The following is a 19,895-nucleotide window of genomic DNA, read 5'->3' on the forward strand; positions in this document are numbered from 1 at the left end:
GACGCGAGTTCAGGCCTTGCCAAATCCACCAGGCGTCGGCGTCGTCACGATGACTGCCTCGCCGGCGTCGAGGATGGTCTGATCGCAGGCCTTCAGGACCTCGACGCGGCCATCCTTGCGCCGGACCTTGGTCGAGCCGGCCTCGCCATCGCCGCCTCCGTCCAGTCCCTGCGGCGGGCGGTTGCGATGCGAGGACAGGATCGCGCATTCCATCTTTTCAAGAAAGCGGATGGTGCGCTTGGTGCCGTCGCCGGCGCTCCATTTGCCTTTGCCGCCGGAACCTTCGCGGATATGAAAGTCCTCGAGCAATACCGGGAAACGCAGTTCCAGCACTTCCGGATCGGTCAGGCGCGAATTGGTCATATGGGTGTGGACGCCGGAGGTGCCGTCAAAGCCGCGACCGTCGTTCATGCGGCCGGCCGGCGAACCGGAGCAGATCGTCTCATAATACTGGTACTGCTTGTTGCCGAAGGTGAGATTATTCATCGTGCCTTGCGCATTGGCCATTGCCCTCATCGCGCCGAACAGCGCGTTGGTGACGTGCTGCGAGGTCTCGACATTACCGGCGACGACTGCCGCGGGATAGGCGGGCTTCAGCATCGAGCCGTCGGGAATGATGATGTTGATCGGCCGCAGACATCCGGCATTCATCGGGATGTTGTCTTCGACCATGACGCGGAAGGCATAAAGCACCGCGGCACGGGCGACCGGCTCTGGCGCATTGAAATTGTTCTTCATAACCGGCGACGTGCCGGTGAAGTCGACGGTCGCTTCGCGCTTTTGCCGGTCGACCGATATCTTCACCTTGATCATTTGGCCGGTGTCGGTCGAGTATTCGTATTCGGAACTGTCGGGCAGCCGCTCCAGCACGCGGCGCACGCTTTCGGCGGCATTGTCCTGGACGTGACCCATATAGGCTTCGACCAGATCGAGGCCGAAATGCGCGACCATCTTGCGCAGCTCGGCGACGCCCTTCTCGTTCGCGGCGATCTGCGCCTTGAGATCGGCGATGTTCTGGTGCGGATTGCGCGCCGGGTAGGGATGGTCGGTCAGCAGCGTCTCCACGTCCTTTTCGCGGAACCGGCCGCGATCGACGATGCGGAAATTGTCAAACAGCACACCTTCCTCATCGACGGTAGTGGCAAGCGGCGTCATCGAGCCGGGCGCGGTGCCGCCGATGTCGGCATGGTGGCCACGCGAGGCTACGTAGAAGAGGATCTCCTCCCCCCTCGAGGGGGAGGTGGCGGCGAAGCCGCCGGAGGGGGTCGTTGCGGCAGTGCTCGACGCATTTGTGGTGCCTTCTGAGAGGACCCCACCCGGCCGCTTCGCGGCCACCCTCCCCTCGAGGGGGAGGGAAAACACCGGTGTCACCACGGTGATATCAGGCAGATGCGTGCCGCCATTGTAAGGGGCGTTCAGGGCAAAGACGTCGCCGGGGTGAATGTCGCCGGAATTGAGCCGGATGATGGTCTCCACCGAGCGATCCATCGAGCCGAGATGCACCGGCATATGCGGCGCGTTGGCGACCAGCGCGCCATTCCGGTCGAAAACGGCACAGGAGAAGTCGAGCCGCTCCTTGATATTGACCGAATAGGCGGTGTTCTGCAGCGTTACGCCCATCTGCTCGGCGATCGACATGAACAGATTGTTGAAGACCTCCAGCATCACCGGATCGGCTTCGGTGCCGAGTGCGGCCTGCCGGTGCTTCTTCTCGATGCGGCGCATCAGTACATGGTCCTTGGCGGTGATCTCGGCCTGCCAGCCGGGCTCGACGACGATGGTCTGGTTCGGCTCGATGATCAAAGCGGGGCCGGCGATCTTGTTACCGGGCTTCAGCGTTTCGCGAGGGAAGATGCCAGCGTCGCGCCAGATGCCGTCGACGAAAATTTTCCGCGTCCCGGAAGGACTTGCGGCCTTGTGTTCAAGAAATGAATCGCTTTCGTCGCGGCCGGTGCTGCCGGTATCGGTACCTTCGACGCCGAGCGATTCGACGATCATCGGCTTGTCGTCATAGACGAAGCCGAACTGCGCCTTGTGCGCCAGTTCGAAGTCCGCCTTGGCCTGCGCAATCGAGCCGTGCCCAAAGTTCACAGGCAGCGCGGTATCGGTGCCGTCATAGCGGATCTGCAGCACCGGCTTCGAGGCGACCGCGTCTTCGGTGATGCCTTGCGCGGCGAGTTCGTCGATGACGGCTTTGCGCAGCGTTGCGATGAGCTCGTTGATCGCCGGCCCGGAATCGTCCGCCAGCGGCTTCAGCAGCGCCTGCTGGCGTGACGCAAACACCGAGGACAGGCCGATGCCGTATGCCGAGAGCAGGCCGGAAAAGGGATGGATCAGCACAGCCTCCATGCCGAGCGCATCGGCGACGAGGCAAGCGTGCTGGCCGCCGGCGCCGCCGAAACAATTCAGCAGGTATTCGGTGACGTCGTAGCCGCGCTGCACCGAAATCTTCTTGATGGCATTGGCCATGTTTTCGACGGCGATGGTGACGAACCCTTCGGCAACGGCTTCCGGCGAGCGGCCGTCGCCGATTTCGGCGGCAAGTGCGGTGAACATCTCGCGAACTGTCCGCACGTCGAGCGGTTCGTGCTGGCCCGGCCCAAAAATGGCCGGAAAGAAGTCGGGCTGCAGCTTTCCCAGCATGACATTGGCGTCGGTGACCGCAAGCGGACCGCCGCGCCGGTAGGCGGCCGGGCCGGGATTGGCGCCGGCCGAATCCGGCCCGGCGCGAAAGCGGCCGGCCTCATAGTGCAGGATCGAGCCGCCGCCGGCGGCGACGGTGTGGATGCGCATCATCGGCGCGCGGATGCGCACGCCGGCGACCTCGGTGTCGAAGGCGCGCTCGTAGTCGCCATCATAGTGGGCGACATCGGTGGAGGTGCCGCCCATGTCGAAGCCGATGACTTTGCCGAAACCGGCGAGTTTTGCCGTCTCGACCATGCCGACGACGCCGCCGGCCGGGCCTGACAACAGCGCATCCTTGCCCTGGAACATGTCGGCGGCGGTGAGGCCGCCCGACGACATCATGAACATGAGGCGGGGGGATTGGCCAATCTCCCCCCTTGTGGGGGAGATGCCAAGTGGCGGCAAAGGGGGCAGGGCAGAGGGGGGCGTGACAGACTGAGATGTTGGCGGGACAGCGCCCCCCTCTGTCGGCTTCGCCGACATCTCCCCCACCAGGGGGGAGATTGGCGCGGCACCCAGTTCCGCCGCAACCTTTTGCACATACCTTGCCAGGATCGGCGACAGATACGCGTCGACCACCGTGGTGTCGCCGCGGCCGACCAGCTTGATCAGCGGCGAGACCTCGTGGCTGACCGAGACCTGCGAGAATCCGAGCTTTCGACAGACTTTGGCGACCGCCTTTTCGTGATCGGGATGTTTCCAGGCATGCATGAAGACGATCGCGACCGCATCGATACCGTCAGCCTTGGCCTGTTCGATGGCAGGACGCACGTCGGCGATGTCGAGCAGGCGTTCGACACGACCGTCGGCGCGCACGCGTTCGTCGATCTCGACGACGCGCTCGTAGAGCTGTTCGGGAAGGATGATCTGCTTGGCAAAGATATCGGGCCTGGCCTGGTAGGCAATCCTCAGCGCATCGCGGAAGCCCTTGGTGATGAGCAGCAGCACGCGGTCGCCCTTGCGCTCGAGAAGCGCATTGGTGGCGACCGTGGTGCCCATTTTGACGTCGCCGATCAGAGCGGAGGGGATTGGGGCGCCGGGCTGGACGCCGAGCAGTTCGCGAATGCCCTGGATGGCAGCGTCGGCATAGGCTTCGGGATTTTCCGAAAGGAGTTTCCTGGGATGCAGCCCGCCTTCCGGGTCCCGGCCGATGATGTCGGTGAAGGTACCGCCGCGGTCGATCCAGAAATCCCATCTTGCGGTCATGGCAGCGCCTCCGGCATTTTCACTTTACGCATCCTGTTAGTGCTCAACGCTTTGTACGGCCAAGCGCTTGATGTTACACGCGGAAACGCAACGTTACGAAACTCATCATGACCTGATGCATTGTGTCCTCGATCGTCGCCGGTAACGGTGGCGTGATTAGAGGAGAGATATCATGAAGAAACTCATTCTTGCGTCGGTCTCGGCGCTTGCCTTGCTTGGCGTTGCGGCCTGCAGCGATAGCGGCACTGACAACACTACGACGCAGAGCACCAACCCGCCGGCATCCGACCAGACGATGAAGCCGGCTGCTCCTGACGCTAACAAACCTGCCGAGCCGGCCCCGGCCCCCGCTCCTGCGCCGGCTGCCCCTGCGCAGTAAATGAGGTGACAACCAAGAGAGGCCGGCCTCACACGCCGGCCTTTCTGCTGCTTACGATACCCGCGCCTTGCGGCCGAGTGCGCCGACGCTGGCGCCGAAACGACGACCCAAGGCGCCAATCGCTAGGCTCGCCGTTTGCGCGCCGAGGCTGCCGTCTGCGGATTTTCCATGGGTGAGCGCTAGCGCCAGCCGCCTCAGGCATTCCGCCAAATCGATTGGGCCAGCCCCTGCGGCACTGTCTTGGCTTGATAGCGATGGGCGGTTGGCCCTATGAAACCCTCATGTCGATTTGGGACCGCCTCGGCGACTTCGTCACACGCGTTTCATCTTCAGCGTCGTCAGGCGTCGCCGAAGTGGTCGAAGCCGTGCGCACGGTTTTCTCCGGCGATGCCGATCTGCGCCGGCGCGTCGCCTTCTCGGTGGCGATGATCGCGCTGTCGGCCAAGATGGCCAAGGCAGACGGCATCGTCACCCAAGACGAGGTGCGCGCCTTCCAGGAAATATTCGAGGTGCCGAAGGAACAGAGGCGCAATGTGGCGCGGCTCTACGATTTGGCCAAACGCGACATTGCCGGTTTCGAAACCTATGCCGAGCGGATGGCGCAGCTTTGCGGTTCGGGCCATTCGAATTGCCTGATGCTGGAGGACATACTCGACGGGCTGTTCCACATCGCCAAGGCCGACGGGCTGGTGCATGAGCGCGAGCGCCAATTCCTGCATCGCATCGCCGAGATCTTCCGCATCGATGAGGCGCACTACCAGAGCATCCTGGCGCGGCATGTCGATCTGGGCGCCGCCGATCCTTATGTTGTGCTCGGCATCGAGCGTGGGAAGCCGTTCGAGGAGGTCCGCAGGCGCTACCGCAAGTTGGTCTCCGACAATCATCCGGACCGGCTGATCGCACGCGGCCTGCCGCAGGAATTCATCAAGATCGCGACGACCAGGCTGGCGGCGATCAACGCGGCCTATGAGATGATCGAGCGAGGCCTGCGGCACGCATGAGCGGCTTTCCGCCCGACGAGCCGAGCGCCGAGGTTAGGGTATCGCCGAATTTCGGACCGCGGCGCGGCACGCTTAGACCCGATATGATCGTGCTGCACTACACCGGCATGGCGACCGGCGCCGGCGCCGAGGCATGGTTGTGCGATCCGGCAAGCGAGGTCTCGTCGCACTATCTGGTCCATGAGGACGGCCGCATTGTTCAGATGGTAAGGGAAAGCGATCGCGCCTGGCATGCCGGCAAGAGCTCGTGGTTCGGACAGAGCGACATCAACTCCTGTTCGATCGGCATCGAGATCGTCAATCCGGGGCATACTCTGGGCTATCGCAATTTTCCAAAACCGCAGATCGACGCGGTGATCGGCCTGTGCGTCGGCATTGTCGAGCGCCATTCCATTCTGGCGCAGCGGGTGCTCGCCCATTCCGACGTGGCACCGGGGCGCAAGGTCGATCCGGGCGAGAAATTTCCATGGAAAGTCTTGTTTGCCGCCGGTGTCGGCCATGTTGTGCCGGCAGCACCGATCCGGCGCGGCGCCGTACTGAAGCCAGATGATACCGGCGCCGAGGTCGAGGCGCTGCAGTCGATGCTGTCGCTCTATGGTTATGGCGTCGAGATCACCGGCGCTTTCGACCGGCAGACCGAAATCGTGGTCGAGGCATTTCAGCGGCATTTCCGGCAGCGCCTGGTCGATGGCATGGCTGACGGATCGACGATCCGCACGCTGGAAAGGCTGCTCGCTTCCGCAAGGATAGCCTCTCTCAAATAATCTTTTCCCAGATTAAAAGTTACAATCTGTTACCTAAAGTGACTTGCGCCGCCTTCTTTGGCGCCAATTCCGTCGTCAAAGGCGATCCGTACAGATTGTCGGACCTCTATCCCCCCCAGATGTTCCGATGTTGATTGAGGGTATCTGCGCGAAGTTCTTTGTGCAGATCAAACAGAACAGGATCACATGCAGAAATTGACCGTTTTAACGGCAGCCATTGCTGCCGGCGTAATGACTTTTGCCTTCAGCGCGGCGAACGGCGCACCGCTGAGCCAACGGGCCGATCAGGGCTTCAGTGCCGCAGCCGGCAAAACCGCCATGCCGAAAGGTGGTGCAAAAGTAGAGAAGACCACCACCGCAAAAGTGGAAAAAGCGGCCGCGGTAAGAACGAAAAAGCCAGTCTCCGCGAAAAGGCCGACCGCTGCGAGAAAGACAATCTCCAAACAGCATGTGAAGCGTAACCGCAAACGCATCGACCGTATGGCAACGGCGTCAGTCGCTCCGAAGAGCAGGCCAGCGCCCCAGGCGGCGGTTGTCGGCGGCAGCGGACAGTATTCGGCGATCATTGCGCGATATGCCGCCAGCTACGGCGTGCCGGTATCGCTCGCCAATGCCGTCATCAAGATCGAGAGCAACTACCAGCCGAACCAGGTCGGCAGCGCCGGCGAGATCGGCCTGATGCAGATCAAGCCGGCGACGGCAAGAATGATGGGCTATAGCGGTTCGGTTCAGGGTCTCTACGATCCCGATACCAACATCAAATACGGCATGAAGTACCTTGCCATGGCGCAAGATCTCGGCGGCGGCACGACCTGCGGCACGATCCTGAAATACAATGCCGGCCACGGCGCCACACGGATGAACCCGGTGTCCGCAGCCTATTGCGGCAAGGTCAAGGTGCAACTGGCAGCACTTGGAGCGCCCGCCTGACAAGCGATAACTTGCTTTTTCGTTTGCGTTTTTGGGCCTGAACCCCTTTATACGCCTTGCCAGCTGGCCGGGCGGCCGCACCCGCGAAGCCGAAAGGCTGCGGGTGAGGAAAGTCCGGGCTCCATGGAGACACGGTGCCGGTTAATGGCCGGCGGGGGCGACCCCAGGGAAAGTGCCACAGAAAGCAAACCGCCACGATCTAATCGTGGCAAGGGTGAAAGGGTGGGGTAAGAGCCCACCGCGCGACTGGCAACAGGAGCGGCACGGTAAACCCCACCGGGAGCAAGACCGAATAGGGGCGGTGCGAGGGGAAACCCTCGAGGGCTGTTTCCGGCTCACCGTCCGGGTAGGTTGCGTGAGGCGCATGGCAACATGCGCCCAAGATGAATGGCCGCCACGTTCTCGCCCCGTAAGGGGCGAGGGCCATACAGAACCCGGCTTACAGGCCAGCTGGCAGTTTCCCCGATAAAAGGAAATCTCCTGATATCAGCAGGTTACGTCTTCGGGCGCAGCCGTTGATTCACTTTTCGACCCGCAATCGAGCGCGACATTCCTTGAAAATGGTGCGATTAAATCGTACCAGTTGATGACGATATTCAGGAGCGCGTCATGGGACAGGTCGATAAACGCAGCATCACGCTGTCGCCGGAGTTGGCCGCGGCAGTCGACGACGTGGTCGCCGCCGGCGAATATGCCTCGGCGAGCGAGGTGATCCGCGACGCACTGAGACAATGGAAGGACAGGCGCGACCTGCTCGGCTACACGGTCGAGGAATTGCGCAAGATGGCGCAGGAGGGATCGACAGCGGACCGGCGCTGGACGGGCCGCCAATCATGGAACGGCTGCGCGCCAAATATCTAAAAATGGCCGAGGCCAAAGGCCTTGAGGAGTGAAATATCGCCTGCTTCCTCAGGCATTGATCGACCTCGAAGCCATCGTCGACTACATTGCCGAACAGAATCCAAATGCGGCGGTTCGCCTCGTGGATCTCTTGCAAAGGCGGTGGATTTGCTGACCCTGCATCCCTTCTCAGGTGCACCGCGCGAAGACATTGCGCCCGGCATCCGTCACCTGATCGTCGGCGAATACCTCACTTTGTATCGTGTCCGCGAAGAGGCGATCGAAATCGTTCGCGTTCTCCACGGCCGGCGCAAGATCGACGCCGGCGATCTGAATTCGTAGTCGCGCTGCTCAGGTGCCGATGCGGTCTAGCGACGCCTCGATCGCCTGCCAAAGCTCTTCCACCGGCTCGCAGCCGATCGACAAGCGAACGAAGCCGGGCGGAACGGCATCTCCCCTTTTTGATCGCCGTTCGGCCGAAGTGTGTACGCCGCCGAACGATGTCGCTGCCTGCATCAACGCGCAGTTGTTGATGAAATCCTCGGCCTTGTCCTCCGAGGCGAGCACGAACGAGATGAGAAATCCGAAGCGCTCCATCTGGGCGCGGGCAAGATTGTGTGATGGGTCGCTCTCCAGTCCCGGAAAGCGCAAGCCGCTGATTGCGCGATGGTCTTTCAGCCGTCGCGCTATCATTTCGGCGGAAGCGCACATGCGGTCGAAGCGCACGTCCAGCGTTTCGAGGCCGCGATGTACCAGCCATGCCTCGAATGGCCCGGGGATGGCGCCCGACGTCTCGCGCCAGTCGGTCACCCTCGAGATAATATCTGCGTTGCGGCTGGCGACATGGCCGAACAGCACATCGGAATGGCCGTTCGGCGCCTTGGTGTCGGCAGCAATGACGATATCGGCGCCGAGATCGAGCGGGCGCTGGCCGAAAGGCGTCATCGTCGTGTTGTCGACCACAAGCATCGCACCCGCTTTGTGCACGGCTTCGGCGACGGCTGCGATGTCGCATATGTCCAGTCCTGGATTGGCGGGCGTTTCGACGAAGGCAAGCCGGTATCCGTCAAAGCCGCCGTCGAGGAAGCTCGATGTCGGCCGGACATCGTACGCGACGCCGAAGGACTTCAGGAAACGGTCTGCCAGCGCTCTCGTCGTATGGTAGCCGTCGGACGGCAGCAGGATACGGTCGCCGGCTTTGAGCAGGCCGAAAAACACCGCCGAGATGGCAGCCATTCCCGAGGGAAAGGCGACGCATGGGGCGTCTTCCAGATGCGCCAGCATGTGCTCGACTGCATCCCAGGTCGGATTGCTGAAGCGGCCATATTGATCGTAGCCGGTGGCGTCACCCGGCGCGTGGAAAATGGCGGCCATGGTCAAGGGCAAGGGAATTGGGTCGCCCTTGGCCAGCCCGGCGCGACGCAGATGAGGAAGTGCCGCGGCGCGCGACTTGGCTGTTTCAGACATGGCTTCAAACCTCGTTACTGACCGGAAAAGGAGATGCCGAGGCTATGCGCGGCAACGATCCGCAGCAAGCCGCGTCCGGTTGGACCACACGGCTCTAAACCCTTCGTTAGGCTTAATGGAGGATAAAGACCGGAGTGCCGTCAAAGCTGCTCTCCCCAGTCGTGGCAGGCGCGTTTTGAAGACTGTTCCCGTTGACGCCCATAACACCCCATGATATCCCATTCCGATACTCAAGCCTTCGTTCCGTGTCAGGGTGAAGCGTACGCCAATCGGGCAGCCGCGGCGGCTGCGCGTTTGCCTGCGTTCGCCCGTCATAATGAAGTGGGTTTTGGACGGCGACCGGGCCGGGGCGGCGCGGACAGGAAGATGCAGAGGGGTGCGGCGGCGCAAGCGGCCGTAAGGCGTAATGGACCGGTTTCTGTCGAACGCGGTGAACAGGATCGATGCGAAGGGACGGGTGTCCGTGCCGGCGCATTTCCGTGCCGTTGTGCAGAAACGCGGCTATTCGGAACTTTATGCGCTACGCTGCCTGGATCGCCCGGCGATGGATGTCGGTGGGCTCGACCTGCTCGATCGCTACGAGCAGCGCATCGCGCAGGAAGACCCGTTCCTGCAGGCGGCGGACGACATGTCGTTCTTCTGCCATGGCGATGGAACGTTTCTGAAGCTCGACCAGGACGGCCGTATCACGATGAGCGATTTCATTCGCGAGCATACCGGCATTTCAGCGGAAGTGGCCTTCGTTGGCCGCGGCAATTTCTTTCAGATCTGGGAGCCGGGACGGCTCAGCGCCTATGGGACGGAAGCTCGCGCCCGGCTTTTGCAGCTTCGGCAGGGGACGAAGCCCGGGGAGCGGCCGGAATGATGGCGGGCGACGGCGATGAAGTTCATGCCGTTGGCGGACCAGCCCGTCACATTCCGGTCCTCCTTGCCGAAGTTCTGGAGGCGCTGGCGCCGACAAAAGGCGAGGTGCTCGTCGACGGCACGTTCGGTGCTGGCGGCTACACGAAGGCCATTCTGGCAAGCGGAGCCTCGGTCGTCGCCATCGACCGCGATCCGGATGCGATCGCGGCGGGGCGGACCCTTGAACAGCAGTCCGGCGGCAGGCTCAGGCTTGTCCAGGCACCGTTCTCAACGCTCGACGAGCAGGTTGAAAGTGCCGATGGCGTCGTGCTCGACATCGGCATCTCCTCCATGCAGATCGACCAGCCGGAGCGCGGCTTTTCATTCCGCGCCGATGGACCGCTCGACATGCGCATGGCGCAGGCGGGCCTGAGCGCCGCCGACGTCGTCAACACTTTCAAGGTGGGCGATCTTGCCCGCATCTTCGGTTTTCTCGGCGAAGAACGCCATGCTGGGCGCATCGCCCGTATGATCGAGAGCCGTCGCGAAAAACGCCCCTTTGAGCGCACGCTCGACCTTGCCGATGCCATCGAGACGCATATCGGCCGCGCGCCGAAAGACAAGATCCATCCAGCCACCCGGGTTTTCCAGGCGCTGCGCATCTTCGTCAACGACGAGCTCGGCGAGCTGGCAAAGGCGCTGTTTGCCGCCGAGCGCGTGCTGAAACCGGGCGGGCGGCTTGCCGTGGTGACCTTCCATTCGTTGGAGGACCGCATGGTCAAGCGCTTTATCGCCGACAGAGCTGATTCAGCGACCGGATCGCGGCACCTGCCCGAGGCGCAGGCGCGCACCGCCACCTTCACCAAGAAGGGCAGCGGCGTGACGCCTGGCGATGCCGAGATTTCGGCCAATCCGCGGGCGCGCTCGGCAAGGCTGCGCGCTGCGATCCGTACAGAGGCGCCGGCGCGCGCTGGTGATTTTTCGATTTTCGGCCTGCCAAAACTGCCTGGCCCAAAGCTTCCCGGTGCCGATCGACCGGGAGAGAGGTGAACACGTGTTTCGTACCAGCGACATAGTCCTGATCGCCGTCATGGTTTCGGCGGCTGCCTTGACCTACAAGACCAAGCGCGAGGCCGAGGAGCAACTGGCGGCAGTGCACAAGATCCAGGCGCAGATCCGTTATGAAGAGGACACGATCGACCTGCTCAAGGCGGACTGGAGCCTGCTTACCCAGCCGTCGCGCCTGCAGAAGCTCACCGAAATCTACAAATCGCAACTCGGACTCGAGCCGGTCAATGCGCGCCAGATCGTCGGGCTGGACGATCTGCCGGCCAAACCCGTCAACATCGAGGACCTTTCATCGCAGCGGCTGGGCGGCATGGCTGATATTGGCGGCAAGGATCCGGTGGTGACCGGAGGCATCGTCCAATGATCACCGGATTTCCAATGGCCGCCAGATTTCCACAGGTTGGCAGGCTGCTGAAGCGCGGTTCGAAGCCCGGCGCGGGCGGATCGATCGTGGTCGAAGGTGCCCGCAAGGCAACCGGTGGCAAGGGCAGGACCCGCATTGTCATGACGATGGCGGTGTTCTTCGGTATCTATTCGACCATTGCCGGGCGGCTGGTCTATCTGGGTTTCCAGAACCCCGACCTGTCGGGCGGGCCGCAGAGCCGGGTGACGGCATCGCGGCCCGACATCGTCGACCGTAACGGCGAAGTGCTGGCGACCGACATCAAGACGGCGTCGCTGTTTGCCGAACCGCGCCGCATCGTCGATGCCGACGAGGCGATCGAAAAGCTGTCGACGGTGCTTCCCGAGATCGACTACGAGCAGACATACAACAAGCTGAAGAGCGGCGCCGGCTTCGTCTGGCTGCAGCGGCAACTGACGCCGAAGCAGCAGGCCGATATCATGCAGCTCGGCATCCCCGGCTTCGGCTTCCGCACCGAAAAGCGCCGGTTCTATCCGGCCGGCGAAACCTCGTCCTACATTGTCGGCCTCACCAACATCGACAATCAGGGCATCTCCGGCATGGAGAAATACATCGACGAACAGGGCTTGAGCGATCTTCAGGCGTCGGGCCTGGCGGTGGCCAAGGATTTGAAGCCGGTCCAGCTCTCGATCGATCTGCGCGTCCAGCATATCGTACGTGACGAGGTCGCCACCGGCATGGAAAAGTACCATGCGATCGCGGCGGGTGCCGTCGTGCTCAACGTCAAGACCGGTGAGGTGCTGGCGATGGCGTCGGTTCCAGATTTCGATCCGAACAACCCCTATAACGCGCAGGACAAGGACCGGCTCAACCGTATGTCCGCCGGCCTGTACGAAATGGGGTCGACCTTCAAGAGCTTCACCACCGCCATGGCGCTCGATTCCGGCAAGATAACGCTGCAAAGCCGCTTCGACGCATCGCGCCCGATCAGGATCGGCCATCAGACCATCCATGATTTCCATGGCAAGGGCCGGGTGCTGTCGGTGCCGGAAGTGTTCATCTACTCATCCAATATCGGCTCTGCCAAGGAAGCCGAAGCGGTTGGCATTGACGGACACCGCGAATTCCTGCATCGCCTGGGAATCCTCGAGAAGATGCAGACCGAACTGCCGGAAGTCGCCCGGCCGACCGAGCCCAAGGTCTGGAAGCAGGTCAATTCGATTACCATCGCCTTCGGCCACGGCGTGTCGACGACCCCGCTGCAGACGGCGGTCGGCTGCGCCGCGCTGATGAATGGCGGCTATCTGATGGACCCGACCTTCCTGCCGCGCACCCAGGAGCAGGCGATGGCGGTGGCCAAGAAAGTGGTCAGCGACAAGACCGTCGAGGGCATGCGCTATCTCTATGCCCTCAATGCCGAAAAGGGATCCGGCCGCAATGCCCGGGTGCCAGGATACCGGGTGGGCGGCAAGACGGGAACGGCGGAGAAGGTCGTCAACGGCCGCTACTCGAAGGAAAAGAATTTCAACGCTTTCGTTGCGGCTTTCCCAATGGACGATCCGCAATACATAGTGCTTACGATCGCCGACGAACCGAAGCCGGAAAAGCCCGGCATGGGTGCCACGGCTGCCTCGAATGCGGGCATCATGGCTGCAAACATCATCCGACGTGCGGCTTCCATGCTTGGCGTGAAGCCAGATTTCAGCCATGAAAATGGTGCAACGCTGGTTTCCTATCAGTGATTCTTGGGGCGCGCCGGCAACTGCGCGCTATTTTGTTGCGATGAACGGGGTTCGATGAAGCTGAAAAATCTAGCCGGTATCCTGCCTGTCGAGGGGACAGCTTCCTTCGACATGGAGGTTACAGGGATTTCGTCGGACTCCCGCCAGGTAACACCGGGTGTTGTCTTTTTCGCGCTCACCGGCTCCAAGGCGGATGGCGCAGCCTATGCCGCCGATGCCGCGAGCCGCGGCGCTGCCGCGATTGTTGTCGGCAAGGGCAGTGCGGTCGCCGGGCTGCCAGTTCCGGTTCTTGTCGTAGACGATCCGCGCCTTGCGCTGGCGCTGAGTGCTGCCCGTATTTTCGGCAAGCAACCGCAAACCATGGTCGCGGTGACCGGCACCAGCGGCAAGACCTCCGTCGCCGCATTCACCCGACAGATATGGGAGCAGGCGGGTTTGGTCGCCGCTTCGATCGGCACGACCGGCGTGGTGGCGCCGGGCCGCAATGAATATGGCTCGCTGACCACGCCGGATCCGGTGGCACTGCACAGGCTGCTCAAGGAGTTGGCGGAGGCCGGCGTCACCCACGCCTCGATGGAAGCGTCCAGCCATGGCCTCGACCAGCGCCGGCTCGATGGCGTCAGGCTTGCGGCCGGCGGCTTCACCAATCTCGGCCGCGACCATATGGACTATCATCCGACGGTCGAGGACTATCATCGCGCCAAATTGCGTCTGTTCGATGCGCTGCTGCCGAAGGGCGCGCCGGCCGTCATCTTTGCCGACGACCCGTGGTCGGAGCCGACAATCAAGGCGGCGCGGGCAGCGGGACTGAACGTGCTGACGGTCGGCCGCCACGGCGATTTCCTGCGGCTGAAGCGGGTCGAGCACGAGCGCCACCGCCAACGCGCCGAGGTCGAAGTTGACGGCGTTCTCCATGAAGTCGACCTGCCGTTGGCGGGCGACTTCCAGATCGCCAATGCGCTGGTGTCGGCGGGCCTCGCCATTTCGACTGGAACATCTGTTGCCAAGGCGTTGATGGCGCTAGAGAAATTGAAGGGTGCGCCGGGGCGGCTCGACCTCGTTGGGACGGCCGCCAATGGCGCACCGGTCTATGTCGACTACGCGCACAAGCCGGACGCGCTGGAAAACGTGCTGGCTTCGGTGCGTCCCTTTACCACCGGCCGCGTCATCGTCGTATTCGGTTGCGGCGGCGACCGTGACCGGGGCAAGCGGCCGATCATGGGCGAGATCGCCACAAGGCTGGCCGATGTCGTCATCGTCACCGACGACAATCCCCGCTCGGAAGTTCCCGAGACGATCCGCGCCGCGATCCTGGAGGCCGCACCTGGCGCCATCGAGATCGGCGACCGGCGCAAGGCCATCCACGAGGCAGTCGGGATGCTTCACGCTGGCGACACGCTGATCGTGGCCGGCAAGGGCCATGAGGAAGGCCAGACCATCGGCACCGAGACGCTGCATTTTTCCGATCATGAGGAAGTTCGCTCGGCGCTCAGGGAGCAAGCGGCGTGAGCTATCTGTGGACCTCCGAGGCGCTGGTTGCCGCCATGGATGGCCGGCCGCTCGGTCCGATGCCTGAAGGCATCGCCGGCATTTCCATCGACAGCCGCAGCCTGCAGCCGGGAGACGCCTTCTTCGCCATCAAGGGCGAGGTGATGGACGGCCATGATTTCGTCACCGCCGCCATCAAGGCGGGCGCCGGCGTGCTTGTCGTCGCCGAGGGCAAGCTGCCGTCGCTGGGGCGGCTGACGGCACCGATGATCGTCGTGGAGGACGTGCTCGTCGCGCTGGAAAAGCTCGGCGTTGCGGCGCGCGCACGCTCGAAGGCGAGGGTGATTGCCGTGACCGGTTCGGCGGGCAAAACCACCACCAAGGAAGCACTGCGCCACGCTCTGTCCGCGGTCGGTACGGTGCATGCATCGGCTCAGTCGTTCAACAATCACTGGGGCGTGCCGCTGACACTGGCGCGCATGCCGCAGGATTGCGACTATGCCGTCTTCGAGATCGGCATGAACCATCCGGACGAGATCCGGCCCCTCGTCAAAATGGTCCGGCCGCATGTCGCCATCATTACGCTGATCGCGGCCGCTCATCTCGGCTTCTTCCGCAACCTGGACGAGATCGCCAAGGCCAAGGCAGAGGTTTTCGAGGGACTGGAGCCCGGTGGCGCCGCCCTTCTCAACCGCGACGACCAGCGCTGGAAGCTGCTGGAGAAGATGGCGAAAGAAGCGGGCGTCGAGCATGTCTACGGGTTCGGCGAGAATGCACGGGCGACCTTCAAACTGATCAAATGCGAGCTCAATGCCGATCACTCCGTGATAGCCGCCAAGATTGGCGGACACGAGATTGTCGCCAGGATCGGCGCGCCGGGCCGCCATATGGTGCAGAATGTGCTGGCCGTGCTGGGTGCCGCGCATCTGGTCGGCGCCGACGTCACCAGGGTTGCGCAGGCGCTGGCCGATCTTTCGCCCGAACGCGGACGCGGCAAACGCTATGTGTTGCGCCATCCCAAGGGGCCGATCACACTGATCGACGAGAGCTACAACGCCAATCCGGCGTCGATGACCGCTGCAATGGCACTGCTCAACACCACACCGGTGTCGGGCGAGGGCAGGCGCATTGCCGTGCTTGGCGACATGCTCGAGCTCGGCAGCCATTCGGCGAAATTGCATGCCGCGCTTGCCGACCTGATCGTCGGCACCGATACGCGCACGGTTTTCCTCGGCGGCCCGGAAATGCGGGCGCTGGCCGACGTGCTGCCGGGCGAGATCAAGACGGAATACCGCGCCGGCGCGGAAGATCTGAAACCGGTGCTTCTGTCGGAATTGAAGCCCGGCGACGTGGTCATGATCAAATCGTCGAAGGGCATAGGCTTTTCAAAGCTGGTCGAGGCGTTGCTCGGCAAGTTTCCGGCGGAAGCCACAACCAGCAGACAGACCTAGGATCGGTCCGGGGGACGCAAGCGCATGCTAACACTGCTCGTCGAATTTGCGGACAAGATCTCGGTCTTCAACGTCTTCCGCTACATAACTTTCCGCACCGGCGGAGCGCTGATCACAGCGGCGCTGATCGTGTTCATCTTCGGACCGACCATCATCAATTCGCTGAGGCTGCGGCAAGGCAAGGGCCAGCCGATCCGCGCCGACGGGCCGCAGACGCATTTCAAGAAGGCGGGAACGCCGACAATGGGCGGACTGATGATCCTGTCCGGCATCGTCGGTTCGTCGCTGCTGTGGGCGAACCTGTCGAGCATCTACGTCTGGGTGGTGCTGCTGGTGACGCTGGGGTTCGGCTCGATCGGCTTCTACGACGATTATCTCAAGGTGACGAAGCAATCGCATCTCGGCTTTTCCGGCAAGGCGCGGCTCGGGCTCGAATTCGTCATTGCCGGCATCGCCGCCTGGGTGATCATGCATAACGGCCAGGTGCCGTTCTCGTCATCGTTGACATTCCCTTTCGCCAAGGAGTTTCTCGTCAATCTCGGCTGGTTTTTCATCCCGTTCTCGTGCTTCGTCATCGTCGGCGCCGGCAATGCGGTGAACCTGACCGACGGCCTCGACGGGCTGGCGATCGTGCCGATCATGATCGCGGCGGCGTCCTTCGGCGTCATCGCCTATCTCTCCGGCAATGCGGTGTTCGCTGAATATCTGCAGATCCATTTCGTTCCCGGCACCGGTGAGCTTGCCGTGGTCCTCGGAGCGGTGATCGGTGCCGGTCTCGGTTTCCTGTGGTTCAATGCGCCGCCGGCGGCAATCTTCATGGGCGATACCGGCTCGCTGGCGCTGGGTGGGCTGATCGGCACGGTCGCGGTGGCGACCAAGCACGAGATCGTGCTGGTCATCGTCGGCGGCCTGTTCGTCGTCGAGATATTCTCGGTCATCATCCAGGTCGGCTATTTCAAGATGACCGGCAAGCGCGTCTTTCTGATGGCGCCGATCCACCATCATTTCGAAAAGCTCGGCTGGACCGAAAGCCAGGTGGTGATCCGCTTCTGGATTATCGCCGTCATTCTGGCGCTGGTCGGGCTGTCGACCCTGAAGCTCAGATAGGAGGCCGCTTGATCCCCGCCGCATCCTTTTCAGGCAAGCGCGTTTCGCTCTTCGGGCTCGGCGGCTCGGGGATTGCCACGGCGCGCGCGCTGATCGAGGGCGGCGCGGACGTCCTCGCCTGGGACGACAATCCCGACAGCGTTGCCAAGGCCGGCGCGGTCGGCATCGCCACCGCAGACCTGCGCGGCGCGGACTGGGCGAGGTTTTCCGCCTTCGTGCTGTCGCCCGGCGTGCCGCTGACGCATCCCAAGCCACACTGGACCGTCGAGCTCGCGCGGGGCTCAGGCGTGGAGATCATCGGCGATATCGAGCTTTTCTGCCGCGAGCGGACGGCGCGGGCGCCGGCAGCAGCCTTCATCGCCATCACCGGCACCAACGGCAAGTCGACGACCACGGCATTGACGGCGCACATCCTCAAATCGGCCGGGCGCGACACGCAGATGGGCGGCAATATCGGCCGCGCGGTGATGACGCTCGATCCGCCGCAGCCCGAGCGGCACTATGTGGTTGAGTGCTCGTCCTATCAGATCGATCTTGCCCCTTCGATCAATCCGACGGCCGGCATCCTGCTCAACCTGACGCCGGACCATCTCGATCGCCATGGCACGATGCAACACTACGCCTCGATCAAGGAGCGGCTGGTGGCCGGCAGCGAGACGGCAATCATCGGTGTCGACGATTCCTGGTGCGCCCAGATCGCCGACCGGCTGGAGCGAGCGGGCCGGCAGATCATTCGCATCTCCAAGCGCCTGCCGCTGACCGACGGCTATTTCGCCGAAGGCACCAACCTGATGGAAGCCGTGCACGGCCGCTACAGCCGGGTCGCCTTTCTCGAAGGCATCGGCTCGTTGCGCGGCCAGCACAACGCGCAGAATGCGCTGGCCGCCGCCGCCGCCTGCCTCAAGGTCGGGCTCGAGCTCGGCGAGATCCAATCCGGACTGGAGAGTTTCCCGGGGCTGGCGCACCGCATGGAGCAGGTCGGCCGCAAAGGGCATGTGCTGTTCGTCAACGATTCCAAGGCGACCAATGCCGATGCCGCGGCACCGGCGCTGTCGAGCTTTGCGCGTATCTACTGGATTGCCGGAGGTCTGCCGAAAGAGGGTGGCATCGAGCCGTTGCGCGGCTTCTTCCCGCGTATCGCCAAGGCCTATCTGATCGGCGAAGCCGCACCGGCCTTTTCGGCGACGCTGGGCGAAGCGGTGCCCTACGAGATATCAGGCACGTTGGCTGCGGCGGTCGAACACGCCGCCCGCGATGCGGCCAAGGATAGTAGCGGCGAGGCGGTGGTGCTGCTGTCGCCGGCCTGCGCCAGTTTCGACCAGTTCAAGAATTTCGAAGTCCGCGGTGAGGCGTTCAGGCAAGCCGCAACCGCCATTGATGGCGTGAAGCCCATCGGAGGGACACGATAATGCAAAGCCGTCTCGACAAAAGCCCCGTGGCGACCTGGTGGTGGACGATCGATCGCTGGTTCCTGGCGGCGTTCCTGTCGCTGATGGGCCTCGGCATCGTTTTGTCCTTCGCCGCAAGCCCGGCGGTGGCCGAACGCATCGGACTAGACAGTTTCCACTTCGCCACACGCCAGATCATCTTCACCATTCCGGCACTTGGAGTGATGCTTGCCGTCTCGTTCCTTGAATCCAGGCAGATCCGGCGCATGGCGCTGGTCATGCTGTGCATCACGCTGTTTTTGATGGTGGCGGTGCTCTATATCGGCGTCGAGGTGAAAGGCGCGCGGCGCTGGGTATCGCTTGCCGGCCTGTCGATACAGCCGTCCGAGTTCCTGAAACCGGGCTTCGTCATCATCTGCGCCTGGCTGTTCGCCGAGCACAAGCGCCAGCCCGACATTCCGGGCAATCTGTTCGCCATGTTGCTGCTTGCGCTGGTCATCTCGCTGCTAGTGGCGCAGCCTGACCTGGGGCAGACCATGCTGGTGCTCGGCACCTGGGGGGTGATGTTCTTCATGGCCGGGCTGCCGTGGCTGTGGATCGTCGCGCTGGGTGCTGCCGGCGTCGGCGGCGTGTTCGCCGCCTATGCGGTGTTCCCGCACGTTGCCGGCCGCATCGACCGCTTCATGACCGGCGAGGGCGACACGTTCCAGGTCGACATGGGCCGCGAGGCGCTGATCAATGGCGGCTGGTTCGGCGTCGGGCCGGGCGAGGGCACCGTCAAGCGGGTCATCCCCGACAGCCATGCCGATTTCGTCTTCTCGGTCGCTGGCGAGGAATTCGGGCTGATCATGTGTTTCTTCATCATGTCCATCTTCGGCTTCATCGTGCTGCGCGGCCTCAACACGGCACTCAAGGAGCAGGACGATTTCACGCGCTACGCGGTTGGCGGCCTGGTCACCGTCTTCGGCCTGCAGTCGGTCATCAACATGGCCGTCAATCTGCAACTGATGCCGGCCAAGGGCATGACGCTGCCGTTCATCTCCTATGGCGGTTCCTCCCAGATCGCGATCGCCATCTCGATGGGCATGGTGCTGGCGCTGACGCGCAAGCGCCCGGAAAAGCGCAAGCAGCTGGGCTTCATGCCGTCGCCGCGTGCGATGCCGGCGGAGTGA

The 19,895-nt window shown here is 63.0% G+C and carries 16 protein-coding genes, 1 other RNA gene and 1 pseudogene; 16 read left to right on the forward strand and 2 right to left on the reverse strand.

Features of this window, described 5'->3' with window-relative positions:
• Positions 1-9 precede the first annotated feature (9 nt).
• A complete protein-coding gene (locus NKI22_RS13475; RefSeq protein WP_352815718.1) occupies positions 10-3,891 on the reverse strand; it encodes a hydantoinase B/oxoprolinase family protein in 3,882 nt (1,293 codons plus the stop codon).
• A gap of 172 nt (positions 3,892-4,063) precedes the next feature.
• Between NKI22_RS13475 and NKI22_RS13480 the strand changes: the two genes are divergently transcribed.
• The 7 genes and pseudogenes from NKI22_RS13480 to NKI22_RS13510 all read left to right on the forward strand — a co-directional run bounded on the left by NKI22_RS13480 (position 4,064) and on the right by NKI22_RS13510 (position 8,147).
• Positions 4,064-4,270 (forward strand): hypothetical protein, encoded by a 207-nt coding sequence (locus NKI22_RS13480; RefSeq protein ID WP_023721215.1) that lies wholly within the window; start codon positions 4,064-4,066, stop codon positions 4,268-4,270.
• 281 nt (positions 4,271-4,551) lie between these two features.
• On the forward strand, positions 4,552-5,271 hold the full coding sequence (locus tag NKI22_RS13485) for a J domain-containing protein (protein WP_023721214.1): 720 nt from the start codon (positions 4,552-4,554) through the stop codon (positions 5,269-5,271).
• A complete protein-coding gene (locus NKI22_RS13490) occupies positions 5,268-6,035 on the forward strand; it encodes an N-acetylmuramoyl-L-alanine amidase (protein WP_352547018.1) in 768 nt (255 codons plus the stop codon). The genes NKI22_RS13485 and NKI22_RS13490 overlap by 4 nt, the downstream gene beginning before the upstream one ends.
• 186 nt (positions 6,036-6,221) lie before the next feature.
• Complete coding sequence (locus tag NKI22_RS13495) at positions 6,222-6,965, forward strand: lytic transglycosylase domain-containing protein (protein WP_352815720.1); 744 nt, start codon at positions 6,222-6,224, stop codon at positions 6,963-6,965.
• Between the two features lie 59 nt (positions 6,966-7,024).
• Positions 7,025-7,423, forward strand: an RNA gene (gene rnpB, locus NKI22_RS13500) — RNase P RNA component class A.
• Between the two features lie 151 nt (positions 7,424-7,574).
• Positions 7,575-7,826, forward strand: coding sequence for a type II toxin-antitoxin system ParD family antitoxin (locus tag NKI22_RS13505; protein WP_352815722.1), 252 nt, complete (start codon positions 7,575-7,577; stop codon positions 7,824-7,826).
• Positions 7,827-7,854: 28 nt separating this feature from the next.
• Positions 7,855-8,147: pseudogene (locus NKI22_RS13510) on the forward strand (type II toxin-antitoxin system RelE/ParE family toxin).
• 9 nt (positions 8,148-8,156) lie between these two features.
• On the opposite strand, the gene NKI22_RS13515 reads toward NKI22_RS13510, so the two are convergent.
• Positions 8,157-9,272, reverse strand: a complete 1,116-nt coding sequence (locus tag NKI22_RS13515) for a cystathionine gamma-lyase (RefSeq protein ID WP_023721210.1) — start codon at positions 9,270-9,272, stop codon at positions 8,157-8,159.
• Positions 9,273-9,678: 406 nt separating this feature from the next.
• Here NKI22_RS13515 and mraZ point away from each other — a divergent pair, with 406 nt between their 5' ends.
• From mraZ to ftsW, 9 genes are read left to right on the forward strand one after another with little or no spacing between them, the layout of a single operon-like run.
• A complete protein-coding gene (gene mraZ / locus NKI22_RS13520; RefSeq protein ID WP_352481541.1) occupies positions 9,679-10,137 on the forward strand; it encodes a division/cell wall cluster transcriptional repressor MraZ in 459 nt (152 codons plus the stop codon).
• Positions 10,134-11,165 (forward strand): 16S rRNA (cytosine(1402)-N(4))-methyltransferase RsmH, encoded by a 1,032-nt coding sequence (gene rsmH, locus NKI22_RS13525; protein ID WP_023721208.1) that lies wholly within the window; start codon positions 10,134-10,136, stop codon positions 11,163-11,165. Before mraZ ends, rsmH begins: the two co-directional genes overlap by 4 nt.
• Before the next feature lie 4 nt (positions 11,166-11,169).
• Positions 11,170-11,547, forward strand: coding sequence for a cell division protein FtsL (gene ftsL / locus NKI22_RS13530; RefSeq protein ID WP_023676771.1), 378 nt, complete (start codon positions 11,170-11,172; stop codon positions 11,545-11,547).
• Between the two features lie 14 nt (positions 11,548-11,561).
• On the forward strand, positions 11,562-13,289 hold the full coding sequence (locus NKI22_RS13535) for a peptidoglycan D,D-transpeptidase FtsI family protein (protein ID WP_352481539.1): 1,728 nt from the start codon (positions 11,562-11,564) through the stop codon (positions 13,287-13,289).
• A 54-nt stretch (positions 13,290-13,343) separates the two neighbouring features.
• Positions 13,344-14,798, forward strand: coding sequence for a UDP-N-acetylmuramoyl-L-alanyl-D-glutamate--2,6-diaminopimelate ligase (locus NKI22_RS13540; protein WP_023721206.1), 1,455 nt, complete (start codon positions 13,344-13,346; stop codon positions 14,796-14,798).
• Positions 14,795-16,228 (forward strand): UDP-N-acetylmuramoylalanyl-D-glutamyl-2,6-diaminopimelate--D-alanyl-D-alanine ligase, encoded by a 1,434-nt coding sequence (locus tag NKI22_RS13545; RefSeq protein WP_023721205.1) that lies wholly within the window; start codon positions 14,795-14,797, stop codon positions 16,226-16,228. The genes NKI22_RS13540 and NKI22_RS13545 overlap by 4 nt, the downstream gene beginning before the upstream one ends.
• Positions 16,229-16,252: 24 nt before the next feature.
• Positions 16,253-17,335 (forward strand): phospho-N-acetylmuramoyl-pentapeptide-transferase, encoded by a 1,083-nt coding sequence (gene mraY, locus NKI22_RS13550; RefSeq protein ID WP_023721204.1) that lies wholly within the window; start codon positions 16,253-16,255, stop codon positions 17,333-17,335.
• An 8-nt stretch (positions 17,336-17,343) separates the two neighbouring features.
• On the forward strand, positions 17,344-18,744 hold the full coding sequence (murD, locus tag NKI22_RS13555) for a UDP-N-acetylmuramoyl-L-alanine--D-glutamate ligase (protein WP_023721203.1): 1,401 nt from the start codon (positions 17,344-17,346) through the stop codon (positions 18,742-18,744).
• On the forward strand, positions 18,744-19,895 hold the full coding sequence (ftsW, locus tag NKI22_RS13560) for a putative lipid II flippase FtsW (protein WP_023721202.1): 1,152 nt from the start codon (positions 18,744-18,746) through the stop codon (positions 19,893-19,895). The genes murD and ftsW overlap by 1 nt, the downstream gene beginning before the upstream one ends.

The organism is Mesorhizobium sp. M0778, from assembly GCF_040320105.1.
Classification (GTDB): Bacteria; Pseudomonadota; Alphaproteobacteria; order Rhizobiales; family Rhizobiaceae; genus Mesorhizobium.